The following is a 25271-nucleotide window of genomic DNA, read 5'->3' on the forward strand; positions in this document are numbered from 1 at the left end:
CATTAGAAGTCAATCGATCAGCTTGATTGCGTTATAGGCAAACCCACATGAAACCATTACTGATTCTTGCATTGGTCGGTATGTCCTCGTTCGCCCTCGCCGATGAGGCCAAACCTGTCTCCAACGAGCCTGTGGCCCAGCAGTACGACTACTCCATGAACCTGGATATCAAACGGGTCATCAACCTGTCGACCATCCCCAATGTTTGCGAAGTGGTGCCTGCGACCATGACCTATGAAGACCACCAGGGCCAGGTGCACACCATTCAGTACCGCGCCATGGGCGAGGGTTGCCAGCAGGGTTGATGAGTCAACGCCAGCCCCCTCTTCGCACCAAGCCGTCGTGAACAGGGGGCTGCCGGCCACTCTCGGGCTCATCGGCTGGACAGTACCTGCCGCACCACCTCCAACCCTCGTTTCAGTTCAGCTCGGCTTGCCGCCGCTGACAGGCTGATACGTACGGCCTGCACCTCGGTCGCGCCAATGGCGAAGACACTGGCAGGGACGACTTCCACCCCCAGTTCGCGACACTGCTTTACCACCCCCTCGGCCCCCTGCGATGTGGCCAACCACGCGTGGGGTGAAGGCTGGCCTGTGTGGTGCAGCCCATCACCCAGCAACTTTCGCGCGAGGCGCCAACGCTCGGCAATTTCCGTACGCTGCCAGGCCAGCCGCAGCGCTGCGGTGCCGTCCTCGATCCACTGGCAGGCGATATGCAGGTTCAGCGGTGACACCGGCCAGTGGCTGGCCTGGGCGTGCGGGTCGACCTGTGCAAGCACCTGTGGGCTGGCCACGATCCACCCCAATCGCAAACCTGCAGCCACCGTCTTCGACAGGCTACTGATCAGAACCCCTCGCTCGCCCAGTAGCGGGTAGAGCGGCGGCCGGTCGCTGAGCGCGCCATACACGTCGTCCTCGATCACCAGCAGCCCCAGGCGTTTGACTACCGCAGCGAGCGCTTCGCGGCGCGCGTCATCCATGCAGGCGCCGGTAGGGTTGTGCAGGGTAGGCGTGGTCACCAGCACGCGGGCACCACTGGCGCGGGCGACGCGGTCAAGGTCGTCGGGCCGCAGGCCTTGGCTGTCCAGGGCCACGCCATGCACGGGTAGGCGCAGCTGCCGGCAGGCCGCCTTGATGCCTGGGGCGGTCAGCGCTTCGAGCATGACCGGCTCACCGGCCTGGCAGAACGACTGCAGCACCAAGCTCAGTGCCTGCTGAGCGCCGCCACTGAGCAACAGCTGCTCCGCAGACAGGGCCAAACCGCGATTGGCCAACCACTGTGCGCCGTGAATGCGGCCCAGCAGCAGCTGCTCGGGCCCCAGGTAGTGATCCAGCAGGGCGCTATCGCGGCGTTCCAGCAAGCTGCGCAGGCTGTCGTGCAAATCCTGATTGTGCGGGTCGGCCACCGGTACGTTGGTCGACAGGTCGATCAGCGGCTGTTGCCCATCGTGGTGCTTGAGGCGAAACAGGGTCGCTTCCTTGCTGCCTGCCAGCACATAAGTGCCGCGGCCGACTTCGCCTGCCACCAGATGGCGAGCGGCCGCTTCACGGTAGGCCTGCTGGGTGGTGCTGGGGTTCAGGCCGAGCTTCCAGGCCAAGCGCCGCTGGGGCGGCAGGCGGTCACCGACCTTGAGTTCGCCGCGTTCGATGGCGTTGGCGATGGCATCGACCAAGGCCAGGTAGCGGGGTTGCTCATCATCCACAAGCGCTGGGATCCACACGAAATTGCTACCCATGCAATATAAGGTTGTACCCATACAATGCCCGGGGCTTAGGATCGGATCAACCACCTACCGAAGAGGGATGATCGCCATGTTCGACCTGAAAGCCCTGCGCGAAGCCGCCGATTTCGTTCACCAGCATGTGCCTGCAACACCTCAGCACGCCTGGCCTTTGCTGGCTGAGCGGCTGGGCTGCCAGGTGTGGGTGAAACATGAAAACCATGCGCCCACCGGGGCATTCAAGGTGCGGGGTGGGCTGGTCTACGTGCGCTCGCTGCTGGCGGCTGGCGAGCCGCCCCGTGGCCTGGTCACCGCGACGCGCGGCAATCACGGCCAAAGCATGGCACTGGCCACACGCCAGGCGGGCATACCCTTGGTGATCGTCGTGCCTGAAGGCAATTCCACCGAGAAGAATGCCGCCATGCGCGCACTGGGTGCCGAACTGGTGGAGCACGGTGTCGATTTTGACGTGGCCCGCGAGGAGGCCGCCCGGCTGGCTGACGAATTGGGCTATGCGATGGTGCCGTCGTTTCACCCGGAACTGGTGCGCGGGGTAGCCACGTATGCCTTGGAGCTGTTCGAGGCGGTGGCTGACCTGGACTGTGTCTACGTGCCTATCGGCATGGGGTCGGGCATTTGCGGGCTGATCCAGGCCCGCAACCTGCTGGGGCTGAAGACCGAGATCGTGGGGGTTGTGTCCAGCGCCGCCGATGCCTATGCGCAAAGCTTCGAGCGAGGCCGTATCGTCACCACCGCCACTGCCGACACCTTCGCCGATGGCATGGCCTGCCGGGTGCCGCACCCGGAGGCGTTCGCCTTGGTGTGCGAGCATGCCGCGCGCATCGTGCGCGTCACCGACGACGAAGTCGCCGAGGCCATGCGGGTGTACCACGAGGCCACGCACAACACCGCCGAAGGTGCTGGGGCGGCGGCGTTGGCGGCGTTGATGCAGGAGCGCGAGCGGCAAGTGGGTAAGCGGGTTGCCGTGGTGCTGAGTGGGGCGAACGTGGATCGGGCGCGTTATGCGCAAGTGCTGGCGGGCGATGAAAAATCCTGAATGAATATCGAGGAACAAGTGCTATCTTAATTTGATAGCACTTGGCAGGAGTCAGCCTATGAGTTGCATGCGCTACAAGGGCTATGCCGCCCGAATCGAATACGATGAGCGTGACGACATTTTCGTGGGTCGCGTGCTTGGCATGCGCGACATCATCAGCTTTCACGCAAGCTCCGTTCCTGAGCTGCATGAAGCCTTCCGCGAAGCGCTCGAGGACTATCTGGCCGACTGTGCGGAGCAGGGCATCACCCCCGAAAAGCCGGCGTCGGGCAAGGTCATGTTGCGTATCCGGCCAGAAGTCCATGCGGCTGCCAGCATTGCGGCCCGTGCTGCCGGCAAAAGCCTGAACCAATGGGCGGATGAGGTGTTCGAGCAGGCAGCCTTTGCCTGATCGAACACTTCTTCTTCCCAACCCGTGATCACTCGTGGCAGGCTCTACGGCGCTTAATTGGCCGGTCATCGAGTGCTCAATGCCTTTCTCCAATGGTTTTCTCCTCAGCCTGTCCCTGTGCCTGGACATCGGCATCGCCAACATCGCCATGATCACCTTGGCCATGCAGCGTGGTTTTCTCAAAGGCTTCTGGCTGGGGCTTGGCACCTGCGTGGGGGATCTGGTCTATGCCGTTGCCGCACTGGCCGGGATGACCGTGCTGCTGCAATTCGAAAGCGTGCGCTGGACCTTGTGGCTGGGCGGTTCGGCGCTGCTGGTGTGGTTCGCGGTGAAGATGCTGCTGGCAGCATGGCGTGGCGGGCATATGGACACCCGAGCAGACGTGGTGGTGGAGTCGGGCTGGCGCGAGTTTTTGCGCGGGATCTTCTTGGCCATGTCTTCACCCACCGCGATTTTGTGGTTCGCGGCGGTCGGTGGCGTGCTGATTTCCCGCTCGGGCGGTGGCAGCTTGCTGGAGGCTGGGTTGTTCCTCAGCGGCTTTTTCGCGGCGGGGCTGGTCTGGTGCCTGAGCCTGTGTGGCATCGCTAGCCACGGTGGGCGTTTGCTGGGGGATCGATTGCTGACCTGGTCGTACCTGCTGTCGGCGGCGATTTTCTGCTATTTCGCGGTGTACGTGATTGTTTCGGGGTATCGCGAGTTCATTCTCTCTAGCCCAGCCCTTTAAGATTTTTTTCATAGGCCTGTCGATTCCCCCGGCTACCGTTCGACCAAGCGTTGAAGGCACAGACATCCTTGTGCCGAAACCTGACGAACGATCGGAGGAACCCCCGATGAGCACCGCAGCCGAAAGCGAAATCCGCCAACTGATCGACCGCTGGATGCAGGCCGTGCGCGGCCGTGACATCCCAGGCATCACCGCCCCCTATGCCGACGATATCGTCGCCTTCGATGCCATCAAGGCACTGCAATTCAAAGGCAAGGCCGCCTACAAGGCCCACTGGGAAATGTGCATGGGCATGTGCACCGGTCCCATGGTCTTCGAACTCACCCAACTCACCGTCTACGCCGACGGCGACCTGGGCCTGGCCCACTGGTTGAACCGTTGCGGCCCGTCGGACGACGAAAGCCAATGCGGCTTCATGCGCGTCACGGTCGGCTATCGCCGCCAGGGCGGGCAATGGCAGGTGATCCACGAACACTGGTCGGCACCCTTCGACATGGAAACCCAAAAAGCCCTGTTCGATCTCAAGCCCTGATCCGATATCGCCAAACGCACTTTGCCAAAGCCCTGGAGGCGATCATGAAATACCTGTGCCTGGTCTATTGTGACGAAGGGCTGCTGCACAGCCTGCCCGACAGCCCGGAAGACGCCGAGTGCATGGCGTATGCCGAAACCTTGCAAGGCTCCGGGCGCATGCTCGCGGCCGAGGCGCTCAAGACGGTACAGACCGCTACCACGGTGCGTGTGCGCAGTGGGCACATGAGCCTTACCGATGGCCCGTTCGCCGAGACCAAGGAGCAACTAGCCGGCTTTTATCTGGTGGATGCCCGGGATCTGAACGAGGCGCTGAACATCGCCAAGGGCATCCCCGCCGCCAGGGTCGGCAGTGTAGAAGTGCGGCCTGTGCGCGAACTGCAACCCTGACAATAACGGAGAACAACCAGCATGAGCCTTGCACACCCTGCGCAAGCGCAGCACGAGTTGTCCATCAGCCGCCTGATCGACGCACCACCGGCCAAGGTGTTTCGCGCCTGGACCGAACCTGAGTGGTTGATGAAATGGTGGGGGCCGCATGGCATGACCACCCCGCAATGCGAGATGCAGCTGTGGGTCGGTGGCCTGTTCCGCACCCTGATGCGCGCCCCGGATGGTACCGAGTACCCGACCCAGGGCGTGTTCCTGGAGATTGCCGCGCCAAGGCGGCTGGTGTTCACCGACGCCTTTGGGCCAGGCTGGGTGCCTTCCGACAAAGCGTTCATGACCGCTGTGGTCACCTTCGACGAGGAACACGGCAAGACCCGCTATACCGCCCGCGCCTGGCACTGGAATGCCGCCGACAGCCGTGCCCACGAGGAAATGGGCTTTCACCAGGGCTGGGGAGAAAGCCTGGATCGCCTGGTGGAGGTGGTGACCCAACGGATGCCAGACTGATGGCAAGCGTGGAGCAGGTGCGCGCGGAGGTCGAGGCGGTCTACCGCCGTGATTCGCGGCGCATCCTGGCAACCTTGATCCGCCTGTTGGGGGATTTCGACCTGGCCGAGGAGGCCATGCACGATGCGTTCTTCATCGCCGTCGAACGCTGGCAGCGTGATGGCATCCCCGGTAGCCCGCGGGCGTGGCTGGTTTCGACCGGCCGCTTCAAGGCCATCGATGCGTTGCGCCGACGTGCCCGCTTCGACCGCTCCCAGGCGGACCTGATCATGCTGCTGGAAAGCCAGGTGCAAGACCCCAGCGAGGACGAACTGCTTGTCGACGACCGTCTGCGGCTGATCTTCACCTGCTGCCACCCGGCATTGGCTGCCGACGCCCAGGTGCCACTGACCCTGCGCGAAGTCTGCGACCTGACTACCGAGCAGATTGCCCGGGCCTTCCTGCAAAGCCCGGCAACCATCGCCCAACGCATCGTGCGCGCCAAGGCCAAGATCCGCGACGCCGGCATCCCCTATCAAGTGCCCGCGCTCAACGAGTTGCCCGAGCGCCTCGCGAGCGTACTGCGGGTGATCTACCTGGTGTTCAACGAAGGGTACTCGGCGTCGTCCGGAAACGTACTGCTGCAGCAGGATCTGTCTGACGAAGCGATCCGTCTCGGCCGCCTGCTGGTGCAATTGCTGCCAGACCCGGAGGTGACCGGCTTGCTGGCACTGATGTTGTTGCAGGCATCGCGGCAACGCGCGCGTACCGACGCCGAGGGCAACCTGGTGTTGCTTGAACGACAAGACCGCAGCCTGTGGGACCGTGAGCGCATCGAAGAGGGCTGTGAACTGGTGCGTCACGCCCTGCGAAGCCGGGGGTATGGCGCCTATACCGTGCAGGCGGCGATAGCTGCGGTGCATGCCGAGGCGGCCACGGCCAATGACACCGACTGGGACGAGATCGTCGGGCTGTATGACGTGTTGCAAGGGCACTGGCCGTCCGCCGTGGTGGCGCTCAACCGGGCAGTGGCGCTGGCGAAACGGGATGGGCCCGAGGCGGGGCTGGCGGAGGTTGAAGCGATTCTGGCGGCGGGCGAGTTGCGTGATTATCACCTGGTGCATGCGGCAAGCGCGGAGCTGCATGCTCAACTGGGCCATGTCGAAGAGGCCCGTGCCGCCTGGAAGCAGGCATTGGCGTTGACCCGACAGGAGCCGGAGCGGCGGCATATCGAGCGGCGGCTCCAGGCACTGGAATGAGCGGGCAATACTGCCCGCTCCCACTCAATCAAGGGGCTGGCCTTGCGCAGAAACCCGCGCTGAAATCAGCTGGCCACGAAATTAGGTGGCGATACCAGCTCGACGGTCTGCTGCTTGCGCGGTGCCAGGATCTCGGCCTCGCCCTCGACGACCAGCTCATCGTTCTGGTTGTACACATTGGTGGCGATGCGCACCTTGAACTTGGGCAGCTTCTCAAGGATTTCCAGGCGCACGGTCAGGGTGTCGCCAATTTTTACCGGCTTCTGGAAGCTCATCTTCTGGCCCAGGTAGATGGTGCCAGGCCCAGGCAGGGTGCAGGCCACCGCCGCACTGATCAGCGCGCCGCTGAACATGCCATGGGCAATGCGTTCACGGAACATGCTCTTGGCCGCGAACTCGGCATCCAGGTGCACCGGGTTGTGGTCACCGGACATCGCGGCGAACAGCTGGATGTCGCGTTCTTCCACAGACTTTTCAAAGGTGGCTGTCTGGCCGACTTCAAGGGCTTCGTAAGGCGTGTTGGTGACCTGGGACATCGGGGCTTCCTTAAGCGGTGGGCGAGGGCGGCTATCATTCACTGCGCGCAGGGCGGCCAAGGGCCAGCGCCTGTTCGAGCCAGCCGAGAATATCGGCGGTGACCTCGTCACGGTTGGTTTCGTTAAGCACTTCGTGCCGCGCCTCAGGGTAGACGCGCAGCTGTATATGCCGGTTGCCGGTCGCGCGCAGCGCGTCGGCCAGATGAGTGAGACGCTTGCCGGCACTGACCGGATCACATTCGCCGCCAATCACCAGCATTGGCAGGTTCGGATCGATCTGCGCGAGGTTACTTGCCTGGCTGATTTGCGCCAAGCCTCGCAGCAGGTCAAGCCACAGTTGATTGCTGCAGCGAAAGCCGCAGAGCGGGTCATTCACGTACAGGTCGACTTCGCCAGGGTCGCGGCTAAGCCAGTCGAAGGCCGTGCGGTTGGGCTTGAAGGCCTTGTTGAACGAGCCGAACGACAACCAGTCGATCAGCGCGCTCTTGCCCAGCGGCCCCTGGCGCCAGGCCTCTACCCGGGCAATCAGCCGTGCCACCCGGTACAGCGCTGCCGGCTGGAAGTTGGAGCCGCTGAGGATCGCCCCGTGCACGCTGGCACTGTGGTGCATCAGGTACGCCTGGGCAATGTAGCTGCCCATGCTGTGGCCGAACAGGAACAACGGTGTGCAGGGGTATTGCTGACCAATGTGCTGGGTGAGCAACCCCAGGTCATTGATGACGGCATTCCAGCCATGATGGCGGGCGAGCAGGCCGAGGCTGCCCAGCTCGGCGGTGCGGCCATGGCCCCGCAGGTCGGGGGCGAACAGGGCGAAGCCGGCCTCGCTCAGCGCGTGGCCCAGGCGCTGGTAGCGCCCGGCGTGCTCGGCCATGCCATGAGCCAGCAACACCACGGCCTTGACCGGCGTGGCCGGCAGCCATTGGTGCACGTACAGGCTGCAATGCTCGCTGGCGGGCAGCCAGAAGGCGTCATGTGGCATGGCGGATCCTTTGCGCAGGGGTACGAGCACAGTGTATGCGCAACCGGCTGGATTGCAGGAAGGGCACAAATAAGATTCACAATGTTAATGGCGCAGCTTGGCGTATATGCCGTCTTGGGCTTACCTGCTAACGTCGGTTGAACGCCTGTTTGCCATTGGCGACCAGGTCAAAGGATTAACCGACCCGCTCCACGGCAGGTCCAGGCAGAGGAACAATAATAAATGCAAGCCGACTTCTGGAACGACAAGCGCCCGGCGGGCGTGCCTTCTACTATCGATATCCATGCCTATACCTCCGTCGTCGAGGTGTTCGAGCGCTCCTGCAAGCGTTTTGCCGATCGCCCGGCGTTCAGCAACCTCGGCGTCACCCTGACCTACGCGGAACTGGAGCGCCATTCGGCGGCCTTCGCTGCCTGGCTGCAGCAACATACCGATCTGGTCCCGGGCGATCGCATCGCGGTGCAGATGCCCAACGTGCTGCAGTACCCGATTGCCGTCTTCGGTGCGCTGCGCGCTGGCCTGATCGTGGTCAACACCAACCCGCTCTACACCGAGCGTGAAATGCGCCACCAGTTCATGGACTCCGGCGCCCGCGCGCTGGTCTACCTGAACATGTTCGGCAAGCGCGTGCAGGAGGTGCTGCCCGATACCGCTATCGAGTACCTGATCGAAGCGAAAATGGGTGACCTGCTGCCCGCCGCCAAGGGCTGGCTGGTCAACACCGTGGTCGACAAGCTGAAAAAGATGGTCCCGGCCTACCAATTGCCCCAGGCGGTGTCATTCAAGCAGGTGCTGCGCGAAGGCCGCGCGCTGAGCCACAAGCCGGTGCCGCTGAGCCTGGGCGATATCGCCGTGCTGCAATACACCGGCGGCACCACAGGCCTGGCCAAGGGCGCCATGCTCACCCACGCCAACCTGGTGGCCAACATGCTTCAGGTGCTGGCGTGTTTTTCGCAGCACGGGCCAGACGGGCAGAAGATGATCAAAGAAGGGCAGGAGGTGATGATCGCGCCGCTGCCGCTGTATCACATCTATGCCTTTACCGCGAACTGCATGTGCATGATGGTCACCGGCAACCACAACGTGCTGATCACCAACCCGCGGGACATTGCCGGCTTCATCAAGGAGTTGGGCAAGTGGCGTTTCTCCGGCCTGCTGGGGCTCAATACGTTGTTCGTCGCGCTGATGGACCACCCAGGCTTCAGGCAGTTGGACTTTTCCGCACTGAAAGTCACCAATTCCGGCGGTACCGCGCTGGTCAAGGCCACCGCCGAGCGCTGGGAGAGCCTCACAGGCTGTCGCATCGTCGAAGGTTACGGCCTGACCGAGACCTCGCCGGTCGCCAGCACCAACCCTTACGGCCAGTTGGCGCGCCTGGGCACGGTGGGTATCCCGGTGGTAGGTACGGCGTTCAAGGTGATCGACGACGACGGCAACGAGATGCCGCTGGGGGAGCGGGGTGAGCTGTGCATCAAGGGCCCGCAGGTGATGAAGGGCTATTGGCAGCAACCCGAAGCCACGGCGCAGACCCTGGATGCGCAGGGCTGGCTGAAAACCGGCGACATCGCGGTGATCGACCCGGATGGGTTCACCCGCATCGTCGACCGCAAGAAGGACATGATCATCGTCTCGGGCTTCAACGTGTACCCCAACGAAATCGAGGATGTGATCATGGGCCATCCGCAGGTGGCCAACTGCGCGGCCATCGGTGTGCCGGACGAGCGTTCCGGCGAGGCGGTGAAACTGTTCGTGGTACCGCGCGAGGGCGGGTTGAGCGTCGATGAGCTCAGGGCGTACTGCAAGGCCAACTTCACGGGCTACAAAGTGCCCAAGCACATTGTGTTGCGCGAATCGTTGCCGATGACACCGGTGGGCAAGATCCTGCGACGCGAGTTACGTGACATCGCGTGACCGGGCTGAAAGACGTCTCTAGAACGGGCCTTTTGGCCCGTTTTGCGACATTTTGGATAAATACTCTAAAAATGACCTGTATTGTTCATTGAGTCATTTTTGTGACCGTAAGGCCTGTTTTGGCCTCTAGGCGACCCCTGGCAAAGCTGTTACTCTCGGGCCGCTTTCAGATGATTCGGTTTGCAATGAGCCGTCATCACATATCAATAATAAGCGCATCGACGCGTGAATCGAACTTCGCTGTTGCTGAAGGAGTGGGCTTCCATGATCGAACATTTTTGGAAGGATAAATACCCAGCCGGGATTACGGCGGAAATCAATCCTGACGAATTCCCCAATATCCAGGCGGTACTCAAGCAATCCTGCCAACGCTTTGCCGACAAACCGGCCTTTAGCAACCTGGGCAAGACTATCACTTATGGCGAACTGTATACGCTGTCGGGGGCATTTGCCGCCTGGCTGCAGCAGCACACCGACCTGAAACCGGGTGATCGCATCGCTGTGCAACTGCCCAATGTCATGCAATACCCGGTAGCGGTATTCGGCGCCATGCGTGCAGGGCTGATCGTGGTCAACACCAACCCGCTGTACACCACGCGGGAGATGGAGCACCAGTTCAACGACTCCGGCGCCAAAGCGTTGGTGTGCCTGGCCAACATGGCCCACCTGGCCGAAAAGGTGGTGCCCAAGACCCAGGTCAAGCATGTCATCGTCACCGAAGTGGCCGACCTGCTGCCGCCGCTCAAGCGCCTGCTGGTCAACAGTGTCATCAAGTACGTGAAGAAGATGGTGCCGGCCTACGACCTGCCGCGTGCGGTGCGCTTCAACGATGCCCTGGCCCTGGGCAAGGGCCAGCCGGTGACCGAGGCCAACCCGCATGCCAACGACGTTGCGGTGCTGCAATATACCGGCGGCACCACGGGGGTGGCCAAGGGCGCGATGCTGACCCACCGCAACCTGATGGCCAACATGCTGCAGTGCCGGGCGCTGATGGGCTCGAACCTGCATGAAGGCTGCGAGATCCTGATCACGCCGCTGCCGCTTTACCACATCTATGCCTTTACCTTCCATTGCATGGCGATGATGCTGATCGGCAACCACAACGTGCTCATCAGCAACCCGCGTGATTTACCTGCGATGGTCAAGGAACTGGGCAAGTGGAAGTTCAGCGGTTTCGTTGGCCTCAACACTTTGTTCGTCGCCCTGTGCAACAACGAAGGGTTCCGCGCCCTGGACTTCTCTGCGCTGAAAATCACCTTGTCGGGCGGCATGGCCCTGCAACTGAGCGTGGCCGAGCGCTGGAAGGCCGTTACCGGTTGTGCCATCTGCGAAGGCTACGGCATGACTGAAACCAGCCCGGTGGCTGCGGTTAACCCGTCTGAGGCCAACCAGGTCGGCACCATCGGTATTCCGGTGCCTTCGACGCTGTGCAAGATCATCGACGACAATGGCAATGAACTGCCGCTGGGCGAGGTGGGTGAGCTGTGCATCAAGGGCCCGCAAGTGATGAAGGGTTACTGGCAGCGCGAGGATGCCACCGCCGAGATCCTCGACAGCGAGGGCTGGCTCAAGACCGGCGACATCGCGCTGATCCAGCCAGACGGTTACATGCGCATCGTCGACCGCAAGAAGGACATGATCCTGGTCTCGGGTTTCAACGTGTACCCCAACGAGCTGGAAGACGTGCTGGCCGGCTTGCCCGGTGTGCTGCAGTGTGCGGCCATTGGCGTGCCGGACGAGAAATCGGGCGAAGTGATCAAGGTGTTCATCGTGGTCAAGCCGGGCATGACCGTAACCAAGGAGCAGGTGATGGAGCACATGCGTGCCAACGTCACCGGTTACAAGGTGCCGCGCTTCATCGAGTTCCGCGATACATTGCCGACCACCAACGTGGGCAAGATCTTGCGCCGTGAGTTGCGTGATGAAGAGTTGAAGAAGCAGGGGCTCAAGAAGATCGCTTGATCCTTTAATCTGGGCTGGCTTTGCTGGCCCTTTCGCGGGGCAAGCCCGCTCCCACAGGTATCCCGAAACACATCAGTATTGTGGGATACCTGTGGGAGCGGGCTTGCCCCGCGAAAGGGCCGGTGAAATCAGCGCAGTTTCTCAAGCATCTGGTAGTACCACATCCCCGCCGCCAGCAGCGGATTCCCCAGCAAGTCCCCCATCGGCACCCGCACGTGCTTGCACTGCGCAAAGGTGTCGAACTTCTCCAGTGTCCCGGTCAGCGCCTCGGCCATGATCTCGCCCATGATGTGGCTGGTGGCAATGCCGTGCCCGGAGTATCCCTGGCAGTACCAGACATTGTCCGAGAGCTTGCCCAGTTGCGGGATGCGATTGACCACGATACCCATGGCGCAGCTCCACTGGAACTCGATCGGTACCCCTTTTAGCGCCGGGAAGGTACGTTCGATGCAAGGGCGCAGCTCACCTTCGATATCCCGTGAATCACGCCCGGAGTAGTTGGCGCCGCCGCCAAACAGCAAACGCTTGTCGGCGGTCAGGCGGTAATAGTCGAGGACAAAGCGGCAGTCGTACACGGCCAGGTCCTGCGGGTTGATCTGCTCGGCCAGCTCGCCCAGCGGTGCGGTGGTGACGATGCCCCCCATGGCCGGGAAGATCTTGCCCTTGAGCTTGCGCTGCTCCAGCTTGTGGTAAACATCGCCGGCCAGCATCACCTGGCGGGCTTCAATCCGCCCCTGGGCTGTCACGACCGCCGGGCGCGGGCCGTGGACGATGTCCAGCACTTCTGAGTTCTCGAAGATCAGTGCCCCCAGACTGTGGGCGGCACGCGCCTCGCCCAGGCACAGGTTGAGCGGGTGCAGGTGCAGGTTGCGACGGTTTTTCAGAGCGCCCAGGTACAGCGGGCTCTGCAGGTGCCGGGCAATGGCGCGGCTGTCGAGCATCTCGACCTGGTCACCCATGCCGCGCCGCTGGGCCTCAGCCTCGAAGCCCCGCAGCTCGTTCAGGTGCGAGGGCTTCATCGCCGCATGCAGGTGGCCGCGCTTGAGGTCGCAGTCGATGCCGTAGCGTGCCACCCGTTGCTCGATGATCTGGTGCCCACGCCAGCGCAGGTGCCAGATGAAATCATCCACCTCACTGCCCAGGCGATCGCGCATCTGTGTGCGCATGGCTTCATCACCGGACAGGCTGCCGGTCACCTGCCCGCCATTGCGCCCGCTGGCGCCCCAGCCGATGCGGTTGGTCTCGACGATGGCCACCTTGAGGCCGCGCTCGGCCAATTCCACTGCGGTGGCCACGCCGGTGAATCCACCGCCGATGATGGCCACGTCGACGTCCACGGTGCCCTTGAGGGTCGGGTACTGCGTGTGGTCATTGAGGGAGGCGCTGTAGTAGGACGGCGCACGTTGGGCCGGTCCCTTGTTCAATGCTGCGTTCATGGGTGTTCCTTGTAATGAATGGGGCTCAGGCCTGGTGCAGGTACCAGCGCCAGTCCTGTTCGCTGACTTCGGCCATGAACTGGCGGTACTCGGCGCGCTTGACCTTCAGGTACACCCCGAGGAAGTCCTCGCCCAGTGCTTCCCGGGCCCAGTCCGAATGCTGCAAGGCATCCAGGGCGGTCAGCCAGTCGGTGGGCAGGTGCTCGGTGGCCTGGGCGTAGCCGTTGCCCTCGACGGGGGCGCCGGGGTCCAGCTGTTCACGAATGCCGCGGTGGCTGGCAGCGAGGATGGCCGCGGCGGCCAGGTACGGGTTGGCATCGGCACCGCAGATGCGATGCTCGACGTGCCGGCTGTTGGCCGGGCCGCCCGGTACCCGCAGGCTGACCGTGCGGTTGTCGACGCCCCAGGTGGGCGCAAGCGGCGCGTAGCTGTTGGCCTGGAAGCGGCGGAACGAGTTGGCATTGGGGCAAAACAGCAGCAGCGAATCGCGCAGGTGGCGCAGCATGCCGGCCACCGCTTGGCGCAGCAACGGCGTACCGGCTTTGTCCTCGCTGGCGAACAGGTTGTTGCCGGCGCTGTCGGCCAGGCTCAGGTGCATGTGCATGCCGGTGCCGGCCAGTTGTGCAAACGGTTTGGCCATGAAGCAGGCCTGCATGCCATGGGCATGGGCCACGCCTTTGACCAGGCGCTTGTAGCGCACGGCTTGGTCCATGGCCGCCAGCGCATCGCCGTGCTCAAGGGTGATTTCCACCTGGCCGGGTGCGTACTCGGAGATCGCCGTGCGGGCCGGAATGCCCTGGGCCTTGCAGGCGGCGTAGAGGTCGGCGAGAAACGGCTCGATCTGTTCCAGCTCACGCAGGCCATATACCTGAGTGCTGCGCGGGCGACCGCCGTCGTTGTCCAGGGCCGGCTGCGGGCGGCCCTGTGCATCGCGTTTCTGGTCGAGCAGGTAAAACTCCAGTTCGCACGCCATCACCGGGTGGTAGCCGTCGGCCTTGAGCGCATCGATGGTGCGCAGCAGTACATGGCGGGGGTCGGCGATGCTGGCCGGCAAGCCTTCGCTGGGGTGCATGCTGACCTGTACCGCTGCCGTCGGTATGCGCCGCCAGGGCAGGCGTACCAGGCTGCCCTCCAGCGGGTAGGCGCGGCAGTCGATGTCGCCAACATCCCAGACCAGGCCTGAGTTTTCGACGTCATCGCCATTGAGGGTCAGGCCGAGGATGGTGCTGGGCAGCGGCCGCCCGGTCTGGTAGACCGCCAGCAGTTCCTCGCGGTGCAGCAGCTTGCCGCGCGCAACGCCGTTGGCGTCGAGGATGAACAGTTCGACCAGCTCGATATCGGGGTTGTCGGCCAGAAATCGGCTGGCCTGCTCTACGGGTGCAAAATGCATGATGAATTCGCTCACGGGCGCACAGGGCCACCGCGCATGCAGGCGGCCCAGTTGAGTCAAACGGCCAGACGGTGGCCGGGTTTGGTCACAATGGCGTGAGCGAAGTGTCCGGTGGGCGCGCGTGGCGGCAGTGCCACAAGGCCCAGAAGGCGAGGATGATGTGGACCAGCGGATTTTCCCCAGCACGGCTCCGGGCCTTCGGTAGCGAAGGGCGGGACGACGGTGGGGCAATAGGCTGGGCGGGAGTCATGCCTTTGATACTCACATGCGGCGTAAGGTTGATTAAAGCAGTGAATGGCAACCTTTACATCAGGCTTCACTAAACATTGTGCGCTTGCCTGATCGTTGTAGGAGAGGCCTTGGGTCGCGAAAGGGCTGCACGGCAGCCCCCGCTTTGAATGCCGGGAATCAGCAGAGAACCCTCAAATCTGCGACAATCGCGCCTCTTCAAATGCCGATCATGAAAAAGCAGGCTCACCTGCATCACTAAAAAGCCCCATGACAGACCAAGCCATCGACCAGCTCCTGAAAAACCTCGACCACGCCATGATCGCCGATCGCCATCGTCTGCGCCGGCAACTGCATGAGCTGCGCAAACGCCCAGACGAAGCCAAGCTTGCCCAGTGGGTGGAAAAGGTTCAGGCCTCCTGCGCCCAGGTCACCGCGCGCCAGCAAAGCGTGCCGACCGTGCGCTATGACGATAGCCTGCCGATTGCCGCCAAGCGTGACGAGATCAAAAAGGCGCTGGCCGAGCACCAGGTGCTGGTGATCGCCGGTGAGACCGGCTCGGGCAAGACCACGCAGTTGCCGAAGATCTGCCTGGAACTGGGGCGCGGCAGCCATGGCCTGATCGCCCACACTCAGCCACGCCGGATCGCCGCGCGCAGCGTCGCCGCCCGTGTCGCCGAAGAGCTCGGCACGCCGCTTGGCGGGCTGGTTGGCTACCAGGTGCGGTTCGAGGACCAGAGTGATGCCAATACCCTGGTCAAACTGATGACCGACGGCATCCTGCTGGCCGAGACCCAGCACGACCGCTTCCTCGAACGCTACGACACGATCATCGTCGACGAAGCCCACGAGCGCAGCCTCAACATCGACTTCCTGCTCGGCTACCTCAAGACCCTGCTGCACCGCCGTCCGGAGCTGAAGCTAATCATCACGTCGGCGACCATCGACCTTGAGCGTTTCTCCCAGCATTTCGATGGCGCACCGATCATCGAAGTGTCGGGGCGCACCTTCCCGGTAGAAACCTGGTACCGCCCGCTGACCAGCGAGCAGGACGAGGAAGGCAACCAGATCGAGGAAGACCTCACCGTCGATCAGGCGATCCTCGCCACGCTGGACGAGCTGGCGCAGCACGAGCGCAGCGAGGGCAAGGGGCCTGGCGATGTGCTGATCTTCCTGCCGGGCGAGCGGGAAATCCGCGATGCCGCCGAGATTTTGCGCAAGGCGCAACTGCGCCATACCGAGATTCTGCCGTTGTATGCGCGCCTGTCGCCCGCCGAGCAGCAGCGTATTTTCCAGTCGCACACCGGGCGCCGGGTGATCCTGGCCACCAACGTCGCCGAGACCTCGCTGACCGTGCCGGGCATTCGCTACGTGATCGACACCGGCACCGCCCGTATCAGCCGCTACAGCTACCGCGCCAAGGTCCAGCGCCTGCCGATCGAGGCGGTGTCGCAGGCCAGCGCCAACCAGCGTAAAGGCCGTTGCGGCCGGGTCGAGCCTGGCATCTGCGTGCGCCTGTACAGCGAAGAGGATTTCAACGGCCGGCCGGCGTTTACCGACCCGGAGATCCTGCGCACCAACCTCGCGGCAGTGATCCTGCAGATGCTGCACCTGCGCCTGGGTGCGATCGATGCCTTCCCGTTCATCGAGCCGCCGGATGGCAAGGCCATCAGCGACGGTTTCAACCTGTTGCAGGAGCTCTCGGCGGTCAACCGCGAGAACCAGCTGACCCCGCTCGGCAGGCAGCTGGCGCGCTTGCCCATCGACCCACGGCTGGGCCGCATGCTGCTGGAAGGCGCCCGCCAAGGCAGCCTGCAGGAAGTGCTGATCGTCACCAGTGCCCTGTCGGTGCAGGACCCGCGCGAGCGGCCGCCGGAGCGCCAGCAGGCGGCCGACCAGGCGCATGCGCAGTGGAAGGACGTCGATTCCGACTTCGCCGCGCTGGTCAACCTGTGGCGTGGTTTCGAGGAGCAGCGCCAGGCATTGACCGCCAACCCGCTGCGCAACTGGTGCCGCAAGAACTTCCTGAATTACCTGCGCCTGCGCGAATGGCGCGATGCCCACCGCCAGCTGGCGTTGATCTGCCGTGAACTGCAGTTGGCGGTCAACAAGGAGCCGGCCGATTACCAGCGGATGCACAAGGCCATCCTCAGCGGCCTGCTCAGCCAGATCGGCCAGAAGACAGAAGAGGGCGATTACCAGGGTGCCCGTCAGCGGCGCTTCTGGGTCCACCCGTCCTCGGGGTTGGGCCGCAAGCGCCCACAGTGGGTCATGGCTGCGGAGTTGGTGGAGACCACCAAACTGTATGCGCGCATGGTCGCCAGGATCGAGCCCGACTGGATCGAGCCGCTGGCGACTCACCTGATCAAGAAGAACCACTTCGAGCCGCACTGGGAGAAAAAGCGCGGGCAAGTGGTGGCCTATGAACAGATCACGTTGTATGGGTTGATCCTGGTGGGCCGGCGCCCGGTGCACTTCGGCCCGATCGACCCGGTGACATCGCGTGAGCTGTTCATCCGCGACGGGCTGGTGGGGGGCGAGATTCAGTCGCGGGCCAAGTGCCTGTCGGCCAACAAGCGCCTGCTCGAACAGCTCGACGAACTGGAGGCCAAGGCCCGCCGGCGCGACATCCTCGCCGATGAAGAGACCCTCTACGCCTTCTACGAAGCGCGCCTGCCCGAGGACATCCACCAGACCGCCACCTTCGATGCCTGGTACCGCATGACCAGCCAGAAGGACGCCAACTTGCTGATCATGCGCGAGGAAGACGTGCTGGCGCGCGAGGCCAGCGAAGTCACCGCGGCGCAGTACCCGGACAGCCTGCAGGTGGGGGACTTGCGCCTGTCGTTGACCTACCACTTCGAGCCGGGCCACCCCCGCGACGGTGTGACCGTGCGCGTACCGGCGCCACTGTTGCCGAGCCTGCCGGGCGAGCGCCTGGAGTGGCTGGTGCCGGGCCTGATCGAGGCCAAGTGCGTGGCGCTGGTGCGCAACCTGCCCAAGGCCCTGCGCAAGAATTTTGTGCCGGTGCCGGACTTCGTCAAAGCCTCGCTGGCGCGCATGACCTTTGGCCAGGGCGCGTTGCCCCAGGCACTGGGCCAGGAACTGCTGCGCATGACCGGTGCGCGTGTTTCCGACGAGGCTTGGGCAGAGTCTGTCAGCCTGGTCGAAGGCCACCTGCGGATGAACATCGAAGTGGTCGATGGCCAGGGCAAGTTCCTCGGCGAGGGCCGCGACCTTGCCGAGCTGACCGCACGCTTCGCCGCTGCCAGCCAGGCCGCACTGGCCGTGCCACGCAGCGAGAACGCCGAACGACCGGTGCAGGCCAAGGCCTTCAGTGAAGTGGCGCAGAGCACCCAGCAGAAGATTGCCGGCCTGTCGATGACCGTCTACCCAGCGTTGGTGGACGAAAACGGCACCGTGCGCGAAGGGCGTTTCTCGACCCAGGCCGAAGCTGAGTTCCAGCACCGCCGCGCCTTGCAGCGCCTGTTGCTGCAGCAGTTGGCGGAGCCTGCCAAATTCTTGCGGGGCAAGCTGCCCGGGCTGACCGAACTGGGCTTGCTGTACCGCGAACTGGGCCGTGTCGAGGCGCTGGTCGAAGACATTCTGCTGGCCAGCCTGGACAGCTGCATCCTGGAGGGCGAACACCCGCTGCCGCGCGATGGTGCAGCCTTGGCCGGGCTGGCCGAGCGCAAACGCGGCAGTTGGGCCGAGCATGCCGAGCGCCTGGCGCGCCAGACCCTGGAAGTGCTCAAGCTGTGGCACGGGCTGCAGAAGCGCTTCAAAGGCAAGATCGACCTGAGCCAGGCGGTGGCGCTGAACGACATCAAGCAACAGCTGGCCAACCTGGTGTACCCGGGCTTCGTTCGCGAGACCCCGGGTGCCTGGTTCAAGGAGCTGCCGCGTTACCTCAAGGCTGTGGAACTGCGGTTGGAGAAACTGGGCTCGCAGGTGCAGAAGGACCGTGTCTGGAGTGGCGAGCTGGCGAACCTCTGGGCCCAGTACAAGACGCGCGCCGACAAGCACGCCCAGGAGGGCAAGCGCGATGAGCAACTGACGCTGTACCGTTGGTTGCTGGAAGAATATCGGGTGTCGTTGTTTGCTCAGCAGCTCGGGACCAAAGTGCCGATTTCGGACAAGCGCTTGAGCAAACAGTGGAGTCAGGTGGAAGGCTAAACTTCCTGACTTGTGGCAATATTGGTGCAATTTGGGGCCGCGTTGCGGCCCTTCGCGGGCAAGCCCGCTCCCACAGGGAGTGCAGCCCTCGCCCTTGAATTGGCACTAAGGTGCCATTGTCCAGTCATGTTTCCAGCCAACGCCCTGTGGCGATGGCCTTTGACCAGAGGAACGACCGTGCATAACGTCGTGATCAGCGGCACCGGCCTGTATACCCCGGCCCAGAGCATTTCCAACGAAGAACTGGTGGAGTCCTTCAATACCTGGTCGCAGCAGTTCAACCGCGACAACGCGGCTGCCATCGAGCGCGGTGAGGTCGAGGCAGCGCCGCTGTCCGATGCCGCGTTCATCGAAAAGGCCTCGGGCATCAAGAGCCGCTTTGTGCTGGACAAGGCCGGCATCCTCGACCCACAACGCATGAAGCCGCGTCTGCCAGAGCGCGCCAATGACGAGCCCTCGATTTTGTGCGAGATGGCGGTGGCCGCTGCCCGCCAGGCACTTGAACGTGCGGGCCGCACCGCCGCCGACGTCGATGGTGTGATCGTCGCCTGCTCCAACCTGCAGCGCCCGTATCCCGCCATTGCCATCGAAGTGCAAAACGCCTTGGGCATCGAGGGCTTCGCCTTCGACATGAACGTGGCCTGCTCGTCAGCCACCTTTGGCATCCAGACCGCCGCCAACAGCGTGCAACTGGGCCAAGCGCGTTCGGTACTGATGGTCAACCCCGAGGTCTGCACCGGGCACCTGAACTTCCGCGACCGCGACAGCCACTTCATCTTCGGCGATGCCGCTACCGCCGTGCTGATCGAGCGTGCCGACCAGGCCACCTCCAAGCACCAGTTCGAAATTGTCAGCAGCAAGTTGTGGACCGGGTTCTCCAACAACATTCGTAACAACTTCGGCTTCCTCAACCGTGCGGCGGAGGAGGGTGAAGGTGCGGCGGACAAGTTGTTCATCCAGGAAGGCCGCAAGGTGTTCCGTGAAGTGTGCCCGAAGGTGGCTGAACTGATCGGCGAGCACCTCGAAGCGAATGACCTGCAGCCGAGCGACGTCAAACGTTTCTGGTTGCACCAGGCCAACCTGAGCATGAACCACCTGATCGTCAAGAAGCTGCTGGGGCGTGAAGCGACCGAGGAAGAAGCACCGGTGATTCTGGACCGCTATGCCAACACCAGTTCGGCGGGGTCGGTGATTGCCTTCCACCTGTATCAGGATGACCTGGCCGAGGGCTCGGTGGGTGTGTTGAGTTCGTTTGGTGCGGGGTATTCGGTGGGTAGCGTGATTTTGCGCAAGCGCTAGTTTTTGCAAGGGCTGTACCGGCCTTTTCGCGGGCAAGCCCGCTCCCACAGGTGCATCACAGATGTCGAATACTGTGCTGCACCTGTGGGAGCGGGCTTGCCCGCGAAAAGGCCGGCGCATTTCTGGCAGGCAAAAAAAGGCAGGAAATACCGGATGGGGTCGGCATTTCCCGCCTTGAGTGAAGCGGTGAAGCGTTTGCTTAGAACTTGGCTTCCAGGTCTACCTGCAGCGTGTCTACGTCAGCATTGCTGTTCGGCAGCTGCGACAGATCGGTCTTGGCCATGAGGTAGGCAGCGCCCAGCGAGAAGTTCTTGTCGATCTCGTAACCGACCTTGAACTTGTGACCGCGAGAACCGGTAAAGCCGTTGCCGAAGTCCGAGTCGGTGAACAGGCTGACGACGGCGTTACGCTGAACATCGCGATAGTTGTAGTCCAGGCTCCAAGCGCCGACCTTGGTTTTCAGGCCGGCCAGCCAGGCCTGGTCTTCACCGTCGGTGCTCTCGGTGTTTTTCACGTATTGGCCGTAGGCCGACAGCGGAATGGCGAAGCCAGTGAAGTCGAGTTGACCGAAGCCTTCCACCAGGTTGAACTCATTGGTGGTGTTGCCGAACGACTGCAGAATGGCTGCTTCCTTGTCATTGTCGTAGCCGTAGATGCTCGCACCCACGGTAACCTTCAACACGTCGGCAGGGGCGAACTTGGCACCCAGCTGGCCGTGGTAGACCTGAGCATCGTGCTTATACTGCACGCCGTCGCCGTCGACGTTGTCCTTGAGGGTGTACTGACCGGCACTGGCGAACACTTCGGCGCCGCCCAGGTCAGCCTTGTAGGTCGCGGCCACGCCTTCGGGGTTGATGTCGCTGTCCCAGATGATGTCGCCCATGCTCACCCACGGCTGTGGCATCTTGCCACCGATCAGGTGCAGGTTCGGCACTGCGGTCGGGTGCCAGTCGAGGTAGGCGAGGTCGACCCACAGCGATTTCTTGTCGAAGTAGTTGTCGAAGCTCTGGTTGGTCGAGCGGCGGTCGGCGCTGCTGCCGGTGGCGATACGCACGCCAGCATCGACTTGCGGGTTGATCTCACTGTAGAAGCCGACACGGGCACGGACGCGCTGGCGGTCCTGGTTGCCGCTGCTGCTGTTCGGGTCGTCAACGTTGACGTCTTCGTAACGCAGGCGCACATCACCCTTGATCTGGGTCTTGGCGGCCCATGCCACTTTTTGTTCAAAGGAACTCATACGTTCGGACTGCGCTTTCTGGTCGGCCTTTTCCTTGGTCTCTTTTGCCAGATCGCCTTGCAGTTCGTTGTACTGCGCCTGGTTGATCGAGCCATTGGCGCGGAGCATTTCGAGCAGCTTGGCGTCGACAGCAGCACTGGCCGGAGTACTCAGAGCCAGCATCATGCCGGTGAGGCTCACTCCGGTAAGTGTGGAAACAAGACGCATAAGGTTCTCCCTACTTGAAAAAATGAGGGGAGGCTCAGCGCCCGCCCCTGTGTTGGCATGTCTTCGGAAAGGGCCTGAATAGACAGGTTCTAGGGTTCCGGAAAACAGGCGCAAGTATTGCGGGGGGGAATGACAGATTAATGTCTGATTGGTGGCACTGTTGTTAAGTCATCGGGAATAAACGCAAGGGTCGGGTGATCGTCATTTGAGTGATGGGCCATTCTTCCGGGATACTGAGGGCCTCAAGACAGCGAGTCGAAACCGTGACCAGCCTGTACAGCCTTGCTCATCTGCGTGATCTTCCGGCGGCTACCTGGGATGCCCTGGTACCGGCTGGCCAGCCGTTTCTGCGCCACGCCTTTCTCACCGCCCTGGAGGACAGCGCCAGTGTTGCCCCCGCGACCGGCTGGGCTGCCGAGCACCTGGTGCTGGAGCGCGAAGGGCAGGTACGCGCGGTGTTGCCGGCCTACCGCAAGTGGCATTCGTTTGGCGAGTACGTGTTCGACCACGGCTGGGCCGATGCGTGTGAACGGGCAGGCATCGCCTACTACCCCAAGTTGCTCGGTGCGGTGCCATTCAGCCCGGTCAGCGGCCCGCGCCTGCTTGCTGCCGACCCCGCCGACGGCCTGCTGGTGTTGCAAGCGCTGCCCGAGTACCTGGGCAAGGGCGGGCTCTCCGGGGCGCACATCAACTTCACCGACCCGGCACTGGACCAGCAGATGGCCAGTTTGCCAGGCTGGATGGAGCGGCTTGGCTGCCAGTTTCACTGGCGTAACCGAGGCTATCGGGACTTCCAGGACTTTCTCGACACGCTCAGCTCGCGCAAGCGCAAGCAGATGCGCAAGGAACGTGAGCAGGTGGCCGGGCAGGGCATCGACTTCCAGTGGCATCGGGGGGATGAGCTGGATGAGGCGCAGTGGGACTTCGTCTACCTGTGCTATGCCAACACCTATGCCGTACGCCGGCGTGCCCCGTACCTGACCCGTGAATTCTTCAGCCTGCTGGCCGAGCGCATGCCCGAGGCGCTGCGGGTGGTCATGGCCAGGCAAGGTGGGCGTGAGGTGGCCATGGCCCTGAGCCTGGTGGGGGGTGACTGCTTGTATGGCCGTTACTGGGGATGCCTGGATGAGTTCGACCGGCTGCATTTCGAGACGTGTTTTTATCAAGGCATGGACTTTGCCATTGCTGAGGGCCTGCAGCGGTTCGATGCGGGGGCTCAGGGCGAGCACAAGCTGATACGCGGGTTCGAGCCGGTGCTGACGCGGTCGTGGCACTACCTGCTGCATCCGGGGTTGCGGCGGGCGGTGGAAGGGTTTTTGTTGCAGGAGCGCGAAGGGGTGCAGGGGTATGCCGAAGAGGCGCGGGGGATGTTGCCGTATCGGCGGGAGTGAAGTCTCGGTTGCCTGTTCTGGCCTCTTCGCGGGGCAAGCCCGCTCCCACAGGTGTATCACTGGTTTTGAGGGCAGTGATACACCTGTGGGAGCGGGCTTGCCCCGCGAAGAGGCCGGTACAGTTCAATCCACCCCGACAAACCCCCCGGTCTGGTGATGCCACAACCGCGCATACAACCCCTGCTGCGCCAGCAACTCACTGTGGCTGCCACTCTCGACAATATGCCCCTTGTCCAGCACCACCAGCCGGTCCATCCGCGCAATGGTCGATAGCCGGTGAGCGATGGCAATCACCGTCTTGCCCTGCATCAGGGTTTCCAGGCTTTCCTGGATCGCCGCCTCGACCTCCGAGTCCAGCGCGGAGGTGGCCTCGTCCATGATCAGGATCGGTGCATTCTTCAGCAGCACCCGGGCAATCGCGATACGTTGACGCTGGCCGCCAGACAGCTTGACCCCACGCTCGCCCACATGGGCATCGAACCCGGTACGCCCCTGGGCGTCCGTCAACTGCGGTATGAACTCGTCGGCGCGGGCACGGCGTACCGCTTCGAGCAGTGCCGCTTCGCTGGCCTCGGGACGGCCGTACAGCAGGTTGTCACGGATCGAGCGGTGCAACAGCGACGTGTCCTGGGTGATCATGCCGATCTGCGCACGCAGGCTGGCCTGGCTCACCTCGGCGATGTCCTGGCCATCGATGAGAATGCGCCCACCCTGCACGTCATACAGACGCAGCAGCAGGTTCACCAGGGTCGATTTGCCCGCGCCAGAGGGGCCGATCAAGCCAATCTTCTCACCCGGCCGTATGTCCAGGTTGAGCCCCTCGATCACGTTGCTGGCCTTGCCGTAATGGAAGTCCACATCGTCGAAATGCACCGCGCCACGGCTCACTTTCAGCGCAGGCGCATTGGGCTTGTCGGTGACGGTGACCGGTTGGGCGATGGTCTGCAGGCCGTCCTGAACCATGCCGATGTTCTCGAAGATGCCGTTGACCACCCACATGATCCAGCCCGACATGTTGACGATGCGAATTACCAGGCCGGTGGTCAGGGCAATTGCCCCCACGGAGATCAGCGATTGGCTCCACAACCACAGCGCAAGGCCCGTGGTGCCGACCACCAGCAGGCCGTTGAGGGTGGTGATGACCACGTCCATGCTGGTGATCACCCGCGAGGCCAGCTGGGTCTTCTCGGTCTGTTCGCGGATCGCCTCACGGGCATACTGCTGCTCGTAGTCGGTGTGGGCGAACAGCTTGAGGGTGGCAATGTTGGTGTAGCCGTCGACGATGCGCCCCATCAGCTTGGAGCGTGCATCGGATGAAATCACCGAGCGCGCCTTCACCCTGGGCACGAAGTAGAACAGCGCGGCGATGTAGCAGGCGATCCAGGCCAGCAGCGGCAGCATCAGGCGCCAGTCGGCCTCGGCGAACAGCACCAGCGAGCTGACGGCGTAGATCAGCACGTGCCACAGTGCGTCCACCGCCTGGACCGCCGAATCGCGTAGCGAGTTGCCGGTCTGCATGATGCGCTGGGCAATGCGCCCGGCAAAATCGCTCTGGAAGAAGTTCAGGCTTTGCTTGAGCACATAGCTGTGGTTTTGCCAGCGGATCATGCTGGTCATGCCTGGGTTGATGGTCTGGTGCACCAGCAGGTCGTGCAGGCCGAAGAACAGCGGGCGCAGCAGCAGAATCACCACCAGCATCCAGATCAGCTCACCGCTGTGCTCGCTGAAGAAACTGGCATTGGGCGTGCCCTGGGCCAGGTCGATGATGCGGCTCAGGTAGCTGAACATCGCCACTTCGATCAACGAAGCGATCAGGCCGACCACCAGCAGGGCAGCAAAGCTTGGCCACACCTGGCGCAGGTAGTACAGGTAGAACGGCCACACCGTGCTCGGTGGTGCCTCGCTCGGCGCCTCACGGAAAATGTCGATCAGTCGTTCGAAACGGCGGTACAGCATGGGTG

At 63.0% G+C, this 25271-nt stretch carries 20 protein-coding genes; 13 read left to right on the top strand and 7 right to left on the bottom strand.

What is annotated here, in order from left to right:
- Positions 1 to 47: 47 nt before the first annotated feature.
- Positions 48 to 305, top strand: a complete 258-nt coding sequence (locus OGV19_RS02985) for a DUF2790 domain-containing protein (protein WP_264312065.1) — start codon at positions 48 to 50, stop codon at positions 303 to 305.
- A 68-nt stretch (positions 306 to 373) separates the two neighbouring features.
- Here the strand turns inward: OGV19_RS02985 and OGV19_RS02990 are convergent, their stop codons facing one another.
- A complete protein-coding gene (locus tag OGV19_RS02990; protein WP_264312066.1) occupies positions 374 to 1735 on the bottom strand; it encodes an aminotransferase-like domain-containing protein in 1362 nt (453 codons plus the stop codon).
- A 76-nt stretch (positions 1736 to 1811) separates the two neighbouring features.
- Here OGV19_RS02990 and OGV19_RS02995 point away from each other — a divergent pair, with 76 nt between their 5' ends.
- The 7 genes from OGV19_RS02995 (at position 1812) to OGV19_RS03025 (ending at position 6558) form a co-directional block, all read left to right on the top strand.
- A complete protein-coding gene (locus OGV19_RS02995) occupies positions 1812 to 2777 on the top strand; it encodes a threonine dehydratase (RefSeq protein ID WP_264312067.1) in 966 nt (321 codons plus the stop codon).
- 58 nt (positions 2778 to 2835) lie between these two features.
- Positions 2836 to 3168, top strand: coding sequence for a type II toxin-antitoxin system HicB family antitoxin (locus OGV19_RS03000; protein WP_008098794.1), 333 nt, complete (start codon positions 2836 to 2838; stop codon positions 3166 to 3168).
- Positions 3169 to 3247: 79 nt separating this feature from the next.
- On the top strand, positions 3248 to 3892 hold the full coding sequence (locus OGV19_RS03005; protein WP_264312068.1) for a LysE family translocator: 645 nt from the start codon (positions 3248 to 3250) through the stop codon (positions 3890 to 3892).
- 106 nt (positions 3893 to 3998) lie between these two features.
- The gene (locus OGV19_RS03010; protein ID WP_264312069.1) at positions 3999 to 4424 is read left to right on the top strand and encodes a YybH family protein; all 426 of its coding nucleotides are present in this window, start codon (positions 3999 to 4001) and stop codon (positions 4422 to 4424) included.
- A gap of 44 nt (positions 4425 to 4468) precedes the next feature.
- Positions 4469 to 4813, top strand: coding sequence for a YciI family protein (locus OGV19_RS03015; RefSeq protein WP_264312070.1), 345 nt, complete (start codon positions 4469 to 4471; stop codon positions 4811 to 4813).
- A 21-nt stretch (positions 4814 to 4834) separates the two neighbouring features.
- Positions 4835 to 5320: an SRPBCC family protein gene (locus tag OGV19_RS03020; protein ID WP_264312071.1), complete on the top strand. Its 486-nt coding sequence runs from the start codon at positions 4835 to 4837 to the stop codon at positions 5318 to 5320.
- Positions 5320 to 6558, top strand: coding sequence for an RNA polymerase sigma factor (locus OGV19_RS03025; protein WP_264312072.1), 1239 nt, complete (start codon positions 5320 to 5322; stop codon positions 6556 to 6558). The genes OGV19_RS03020 and OGV19_RS03025 overlap by 1 nt, the downstream gene beginning before the upstream one ends.
- Positions 6559 to 6623: 65 nt before the next feature.
- Here the strand turns inward: OGV19_RS03025 and OGV19_RS03030 are convergent, their stop codons facing one another.
- On the bottom strand, positions 6624 to 7094 hold the full coding sequence (locus OGV19_RS03030; protein ID WP_264312073.1) for a MaoC family dehydratase: 471 nt from the start codon (positions 7092 to 7094) through the stop codon (positions 6624 to 6626).
- Positions 7095 to 7128: 34 nt separating this feature from the next.
- Positions 7129 to 8073 carry an alpha/beta hydrolase gene (locus OGV19_RS03035; protein WP_264312074.1) on the bottom strand — a complete coding sequence of 315 codons (945 nt, stop codon included), beginning with the start codon at positions 8071 to 8073 and terminating at the stop codon, positions 7129 to 7131.
- A 222-nt stretch (positions 8074 to 8295) separates the two neighbouring features.
- Here OGV19_RS03035 and fadD2 point away from each other — a divergent pair, with 222 nt between their 5' ends.
- A complete protein-coding gene (gene fadD2, locus OGV19_RS03040) occupies positions 8296 to 9984 on the top strand; it encodes a long-chain-fatty-acid--CoA ligase FadD2 (RefSeq protein ID WP_264312075.1) in 1689 nt (562 codons plus the stop codon).
- A gap of 264 nt (positions 9985 to 10248) precedes the next feature.
- On the top strand, positions 10249 to 11946 hold the full coding sequence (gene fadD1 / locus OGV19_RS03045) for a long-chain-fatty-acid--CoA ligase FadD1 (protein ID WP_264312076.1): 1698 nt from the start codon (positions 10249 to 10251) through the stop codon (positions 11944 to 11946).
- Between the two features lie 128 nt (positions 11947 to 12074).
- Here fadD1 and OGV19_RS03050 read toward each other — a convergent pair whose 3' ends face one another.
- Complete coding sequence (locus OGV19_RS03050) at positions 12075 to 13382, bottom strand: NAD(P)/FAD-dependent oxidoreductase (RefSeq protein WP_264312077.1); 1308 nt, start codon at positions 13380 to 13382, stop codon at positions 12075 to 12077.
- 25 nt (positions 13383 to 13407) lie between these two features.
- A complete protein-coding gene (locus OGV19_RS03055) occupies positions 13408 to 14772 on the bottom strand; it encodes a glutamine synthetase family protein (protein WP_264312078.1) in 1365 nt (454 codons plus the stop codon).
- Positions 14773 to 15270: 498 nt separating this feature from the next.
- Here OGV19_RS03055 and hrpA point away from each other — a divergent pair, with 498 nt between their 5' ends.
- Both hrpA and OGV19_RS03065 read left to right on the top strand, forming a co-directional pair.
- A complete protein-coding gene (gene hrpA / locus OGV19_RS03060) occupies positions 15271 to 19176 on the top strand; it encodes an ATP-dependent RNA helicase HrpA (protein ID WP_264312079.1) in 3906 nt (1301 codons plus the stop codon).
- A gap of 177 nt (positions 19177 to 19353) precedes the next feature.
- Positions 19354 to 20475: a beta-ketoacyl-ACP synthase III gene (locus OGV19_RS03065; RefSeq protein ID WP_264312080.1), complete on the top strand. Its 1122-nt coding sequence runs from the start codon at positions 19354 to 19356 to the stop codon at positions 20473 to 20475.
- A 199-nt stretch (positions 20476 to 20674) separates the two neighbouring features.
- Here the strand turns inward: OGV19_RS03065 and OGV19_RS03070 are convergent, their stop codons facing one another.
- Positions 20675 to 21919 carry a putative porin gene (locus OGV19_RS03070; protein ID WP_027593146.1) on the bottom strand — a complete coding sequence of 415 codons (1245 nt, stop codon included), beginning with the start codon at positions 21917 to 21919 and terminating at the stop codon, positions 20675 to 20677.
- Between the two features lie 263 nt (positions 21920 to 22182).
- Between OGV19_RS03070 and OGV19_RS03075 the strand changes: the two genes are divergently transcribed.
- Positions 22183 to 23310: a GNAT family N-acetyltransferase gene (locus OGV19_RS03075; RefSeq protein WP_264312081.1), complete on the top strand. Its 1128-nt coding sequence runs from the start codon at positions 22183 to 22185 to the stop codon at positions 23308 to 23310.
- A 123-nt stretch (positions 23311 to 23433) separates the two neighbouring features.
- Here the strand turns inward: OGV19_RS03075 and OGV19_RS03080 are convergent, their stop codons facing one another.
- Complete coding sequence (locus OGV19_RS03080; protein WP_264312082.1) at positions 23434 to 25266, bottom strand: ABC transporter ATP-binding protein; 1833 nt, start codon at positions 25264 to 25266, stop codon at positions 23434 to 23436.
- Positions 25267 to 25271 lie beyond the last annotated feature (5 nt).

Source organism: Pseudomonas putida (genome assembly GCF_025905425.1).
GTDB classification, from domain to species: Bacteria; Pseudomonadota; Gammaproteobacteria; order Pseudomonadales; family Pseudomonadaceae; genus Aquipseudomonas; species Aquipseudomonas putida_AF.

Bases quoted from the DNA above. Each gene is read 5' to 3' on its own strand.
- OGV19_RS03030 (WP_264312073.1), bottom strand. From the start codon at position 7,094: ATGTCCCAGGTCACCAACACGCCTTACGAAGCCCTTGAAGTCGGCCAG.
- OGV19_RS03000 (WP_008098794.1), top strand. From the start codon at position 2,836: ATGAGTTGCATGCGCTACAAGGGCTATGCCGCCCGAATCGAATACGAT.
- OGV19_RS03025 (WP_264312072.1), top strand. From the start codon at position 5,320: ATGGCAAGCGTGGAGCAGGTGCGCGCGGAGGTCGAGGCGGTCTACCGC.
- OGV19_RS02990 (WP_264312066.1), bottom strand. From the start codon at position 1,735: ATGGGTAGCAATTTCGTGTGGATCCCAGCGCTTGTGGATGATGAGCAA.
- OGV19_RS02985 (WP_264312065.1), top strand. From the start codon at position 48: ATGAAACCATTACTGATTCTTGCATTGGTCGGTATGTCCTCGTTCGCC.
- OGV19_RS03010 (WP_264312069.1), top strand. From the start codon at position 3,999: ATGAGCACCGCAGCCGAAAGCGAAATCCGCCAACTGATCGACCGCTGG.
- OGV19_RS03070 (WP_027593146.1), bottom strand. From the start codon at position 21,919: ATGCGTCTTGTTTCCACACTTACCGGAGTGAGCCTCACCGGCATGATG.
- OGV19_RS02995 (WP_264312067.1), top strand. From the start codon at position 1,812: ATGTTCGACCTGAAAGCCCTGCGCGAAGCCGCCGATTTCGTTCACCAG.
- OGV19_RS03035 (WP_264312074.1), bottom strand. From the start codon at position 8,073: ATGCCACATGACGCCTTCTGGCTGCCCGCCAGCGAGCATTGCAGCCTG.
- fadD2 (WP_264312075.1), top strand. From the start codon at position 8,296: ATGCAAGCCGACTTCTGGAACGACAAGCGCCCGGCGGGCGTGCCTTCT.
- OGV19_RS03080 (WP_264312082.1), bottom strand. From the start codon at position 25,266: ATGCTGTACCGCCGTTTCGAACGACTGATCGACATTTTCCGTGAGGCG.
- OGV19_RS03055 (WP_264312078.1), bottom strand. From the start codon at position 14,772: ATGCATTTTGCACCCGTAGAGCAGGCCAGCCGATTTCTGGCCGACAAC.
- OGV19_RS03020 (WP_264312071.1), top strand. From the start codon at position 4,835: ATGAGCCTTGCACACCCTGCGCAAGCGCAGCACGAGTTGTCCATCAGC.
- OGV19_RS03005 (WP_264312068.1), top strand. From the start codon at position 3,248: ATGCCTTTCTCCAATGGTTTTCTCCTCAGCCTGTCCCTGTGCCTGGAC.
- fadD1 (WP_264312076.1), top strand. From the start codon at position 10,249: ATGATCGAACATTTTTGGAAGGATAAATACCCAGCCGGGATTACGGCG.
- hrpA (WP_264312079.1), top strand. From the start codon at position 15,271: ATGACAGACCAAGCCATCGACCAGCTCCTGAAAAACCTCGACCACGCC.
- OGV19_RS03015 (WP_264312070.1), top strand. From the start codon at position 4,469: ATGAAATACCTGTGCCTGGTCTATTGTGACGAAGGGCTGCTGCACAGC.
- OGV19_RS03050 (WP_264312077.1), bottom strand. From the start codon at position 13,382: ATGAACGCAGCATTGAACAAGGGACCGGCCCAACGTGCGCCGTCCTAC.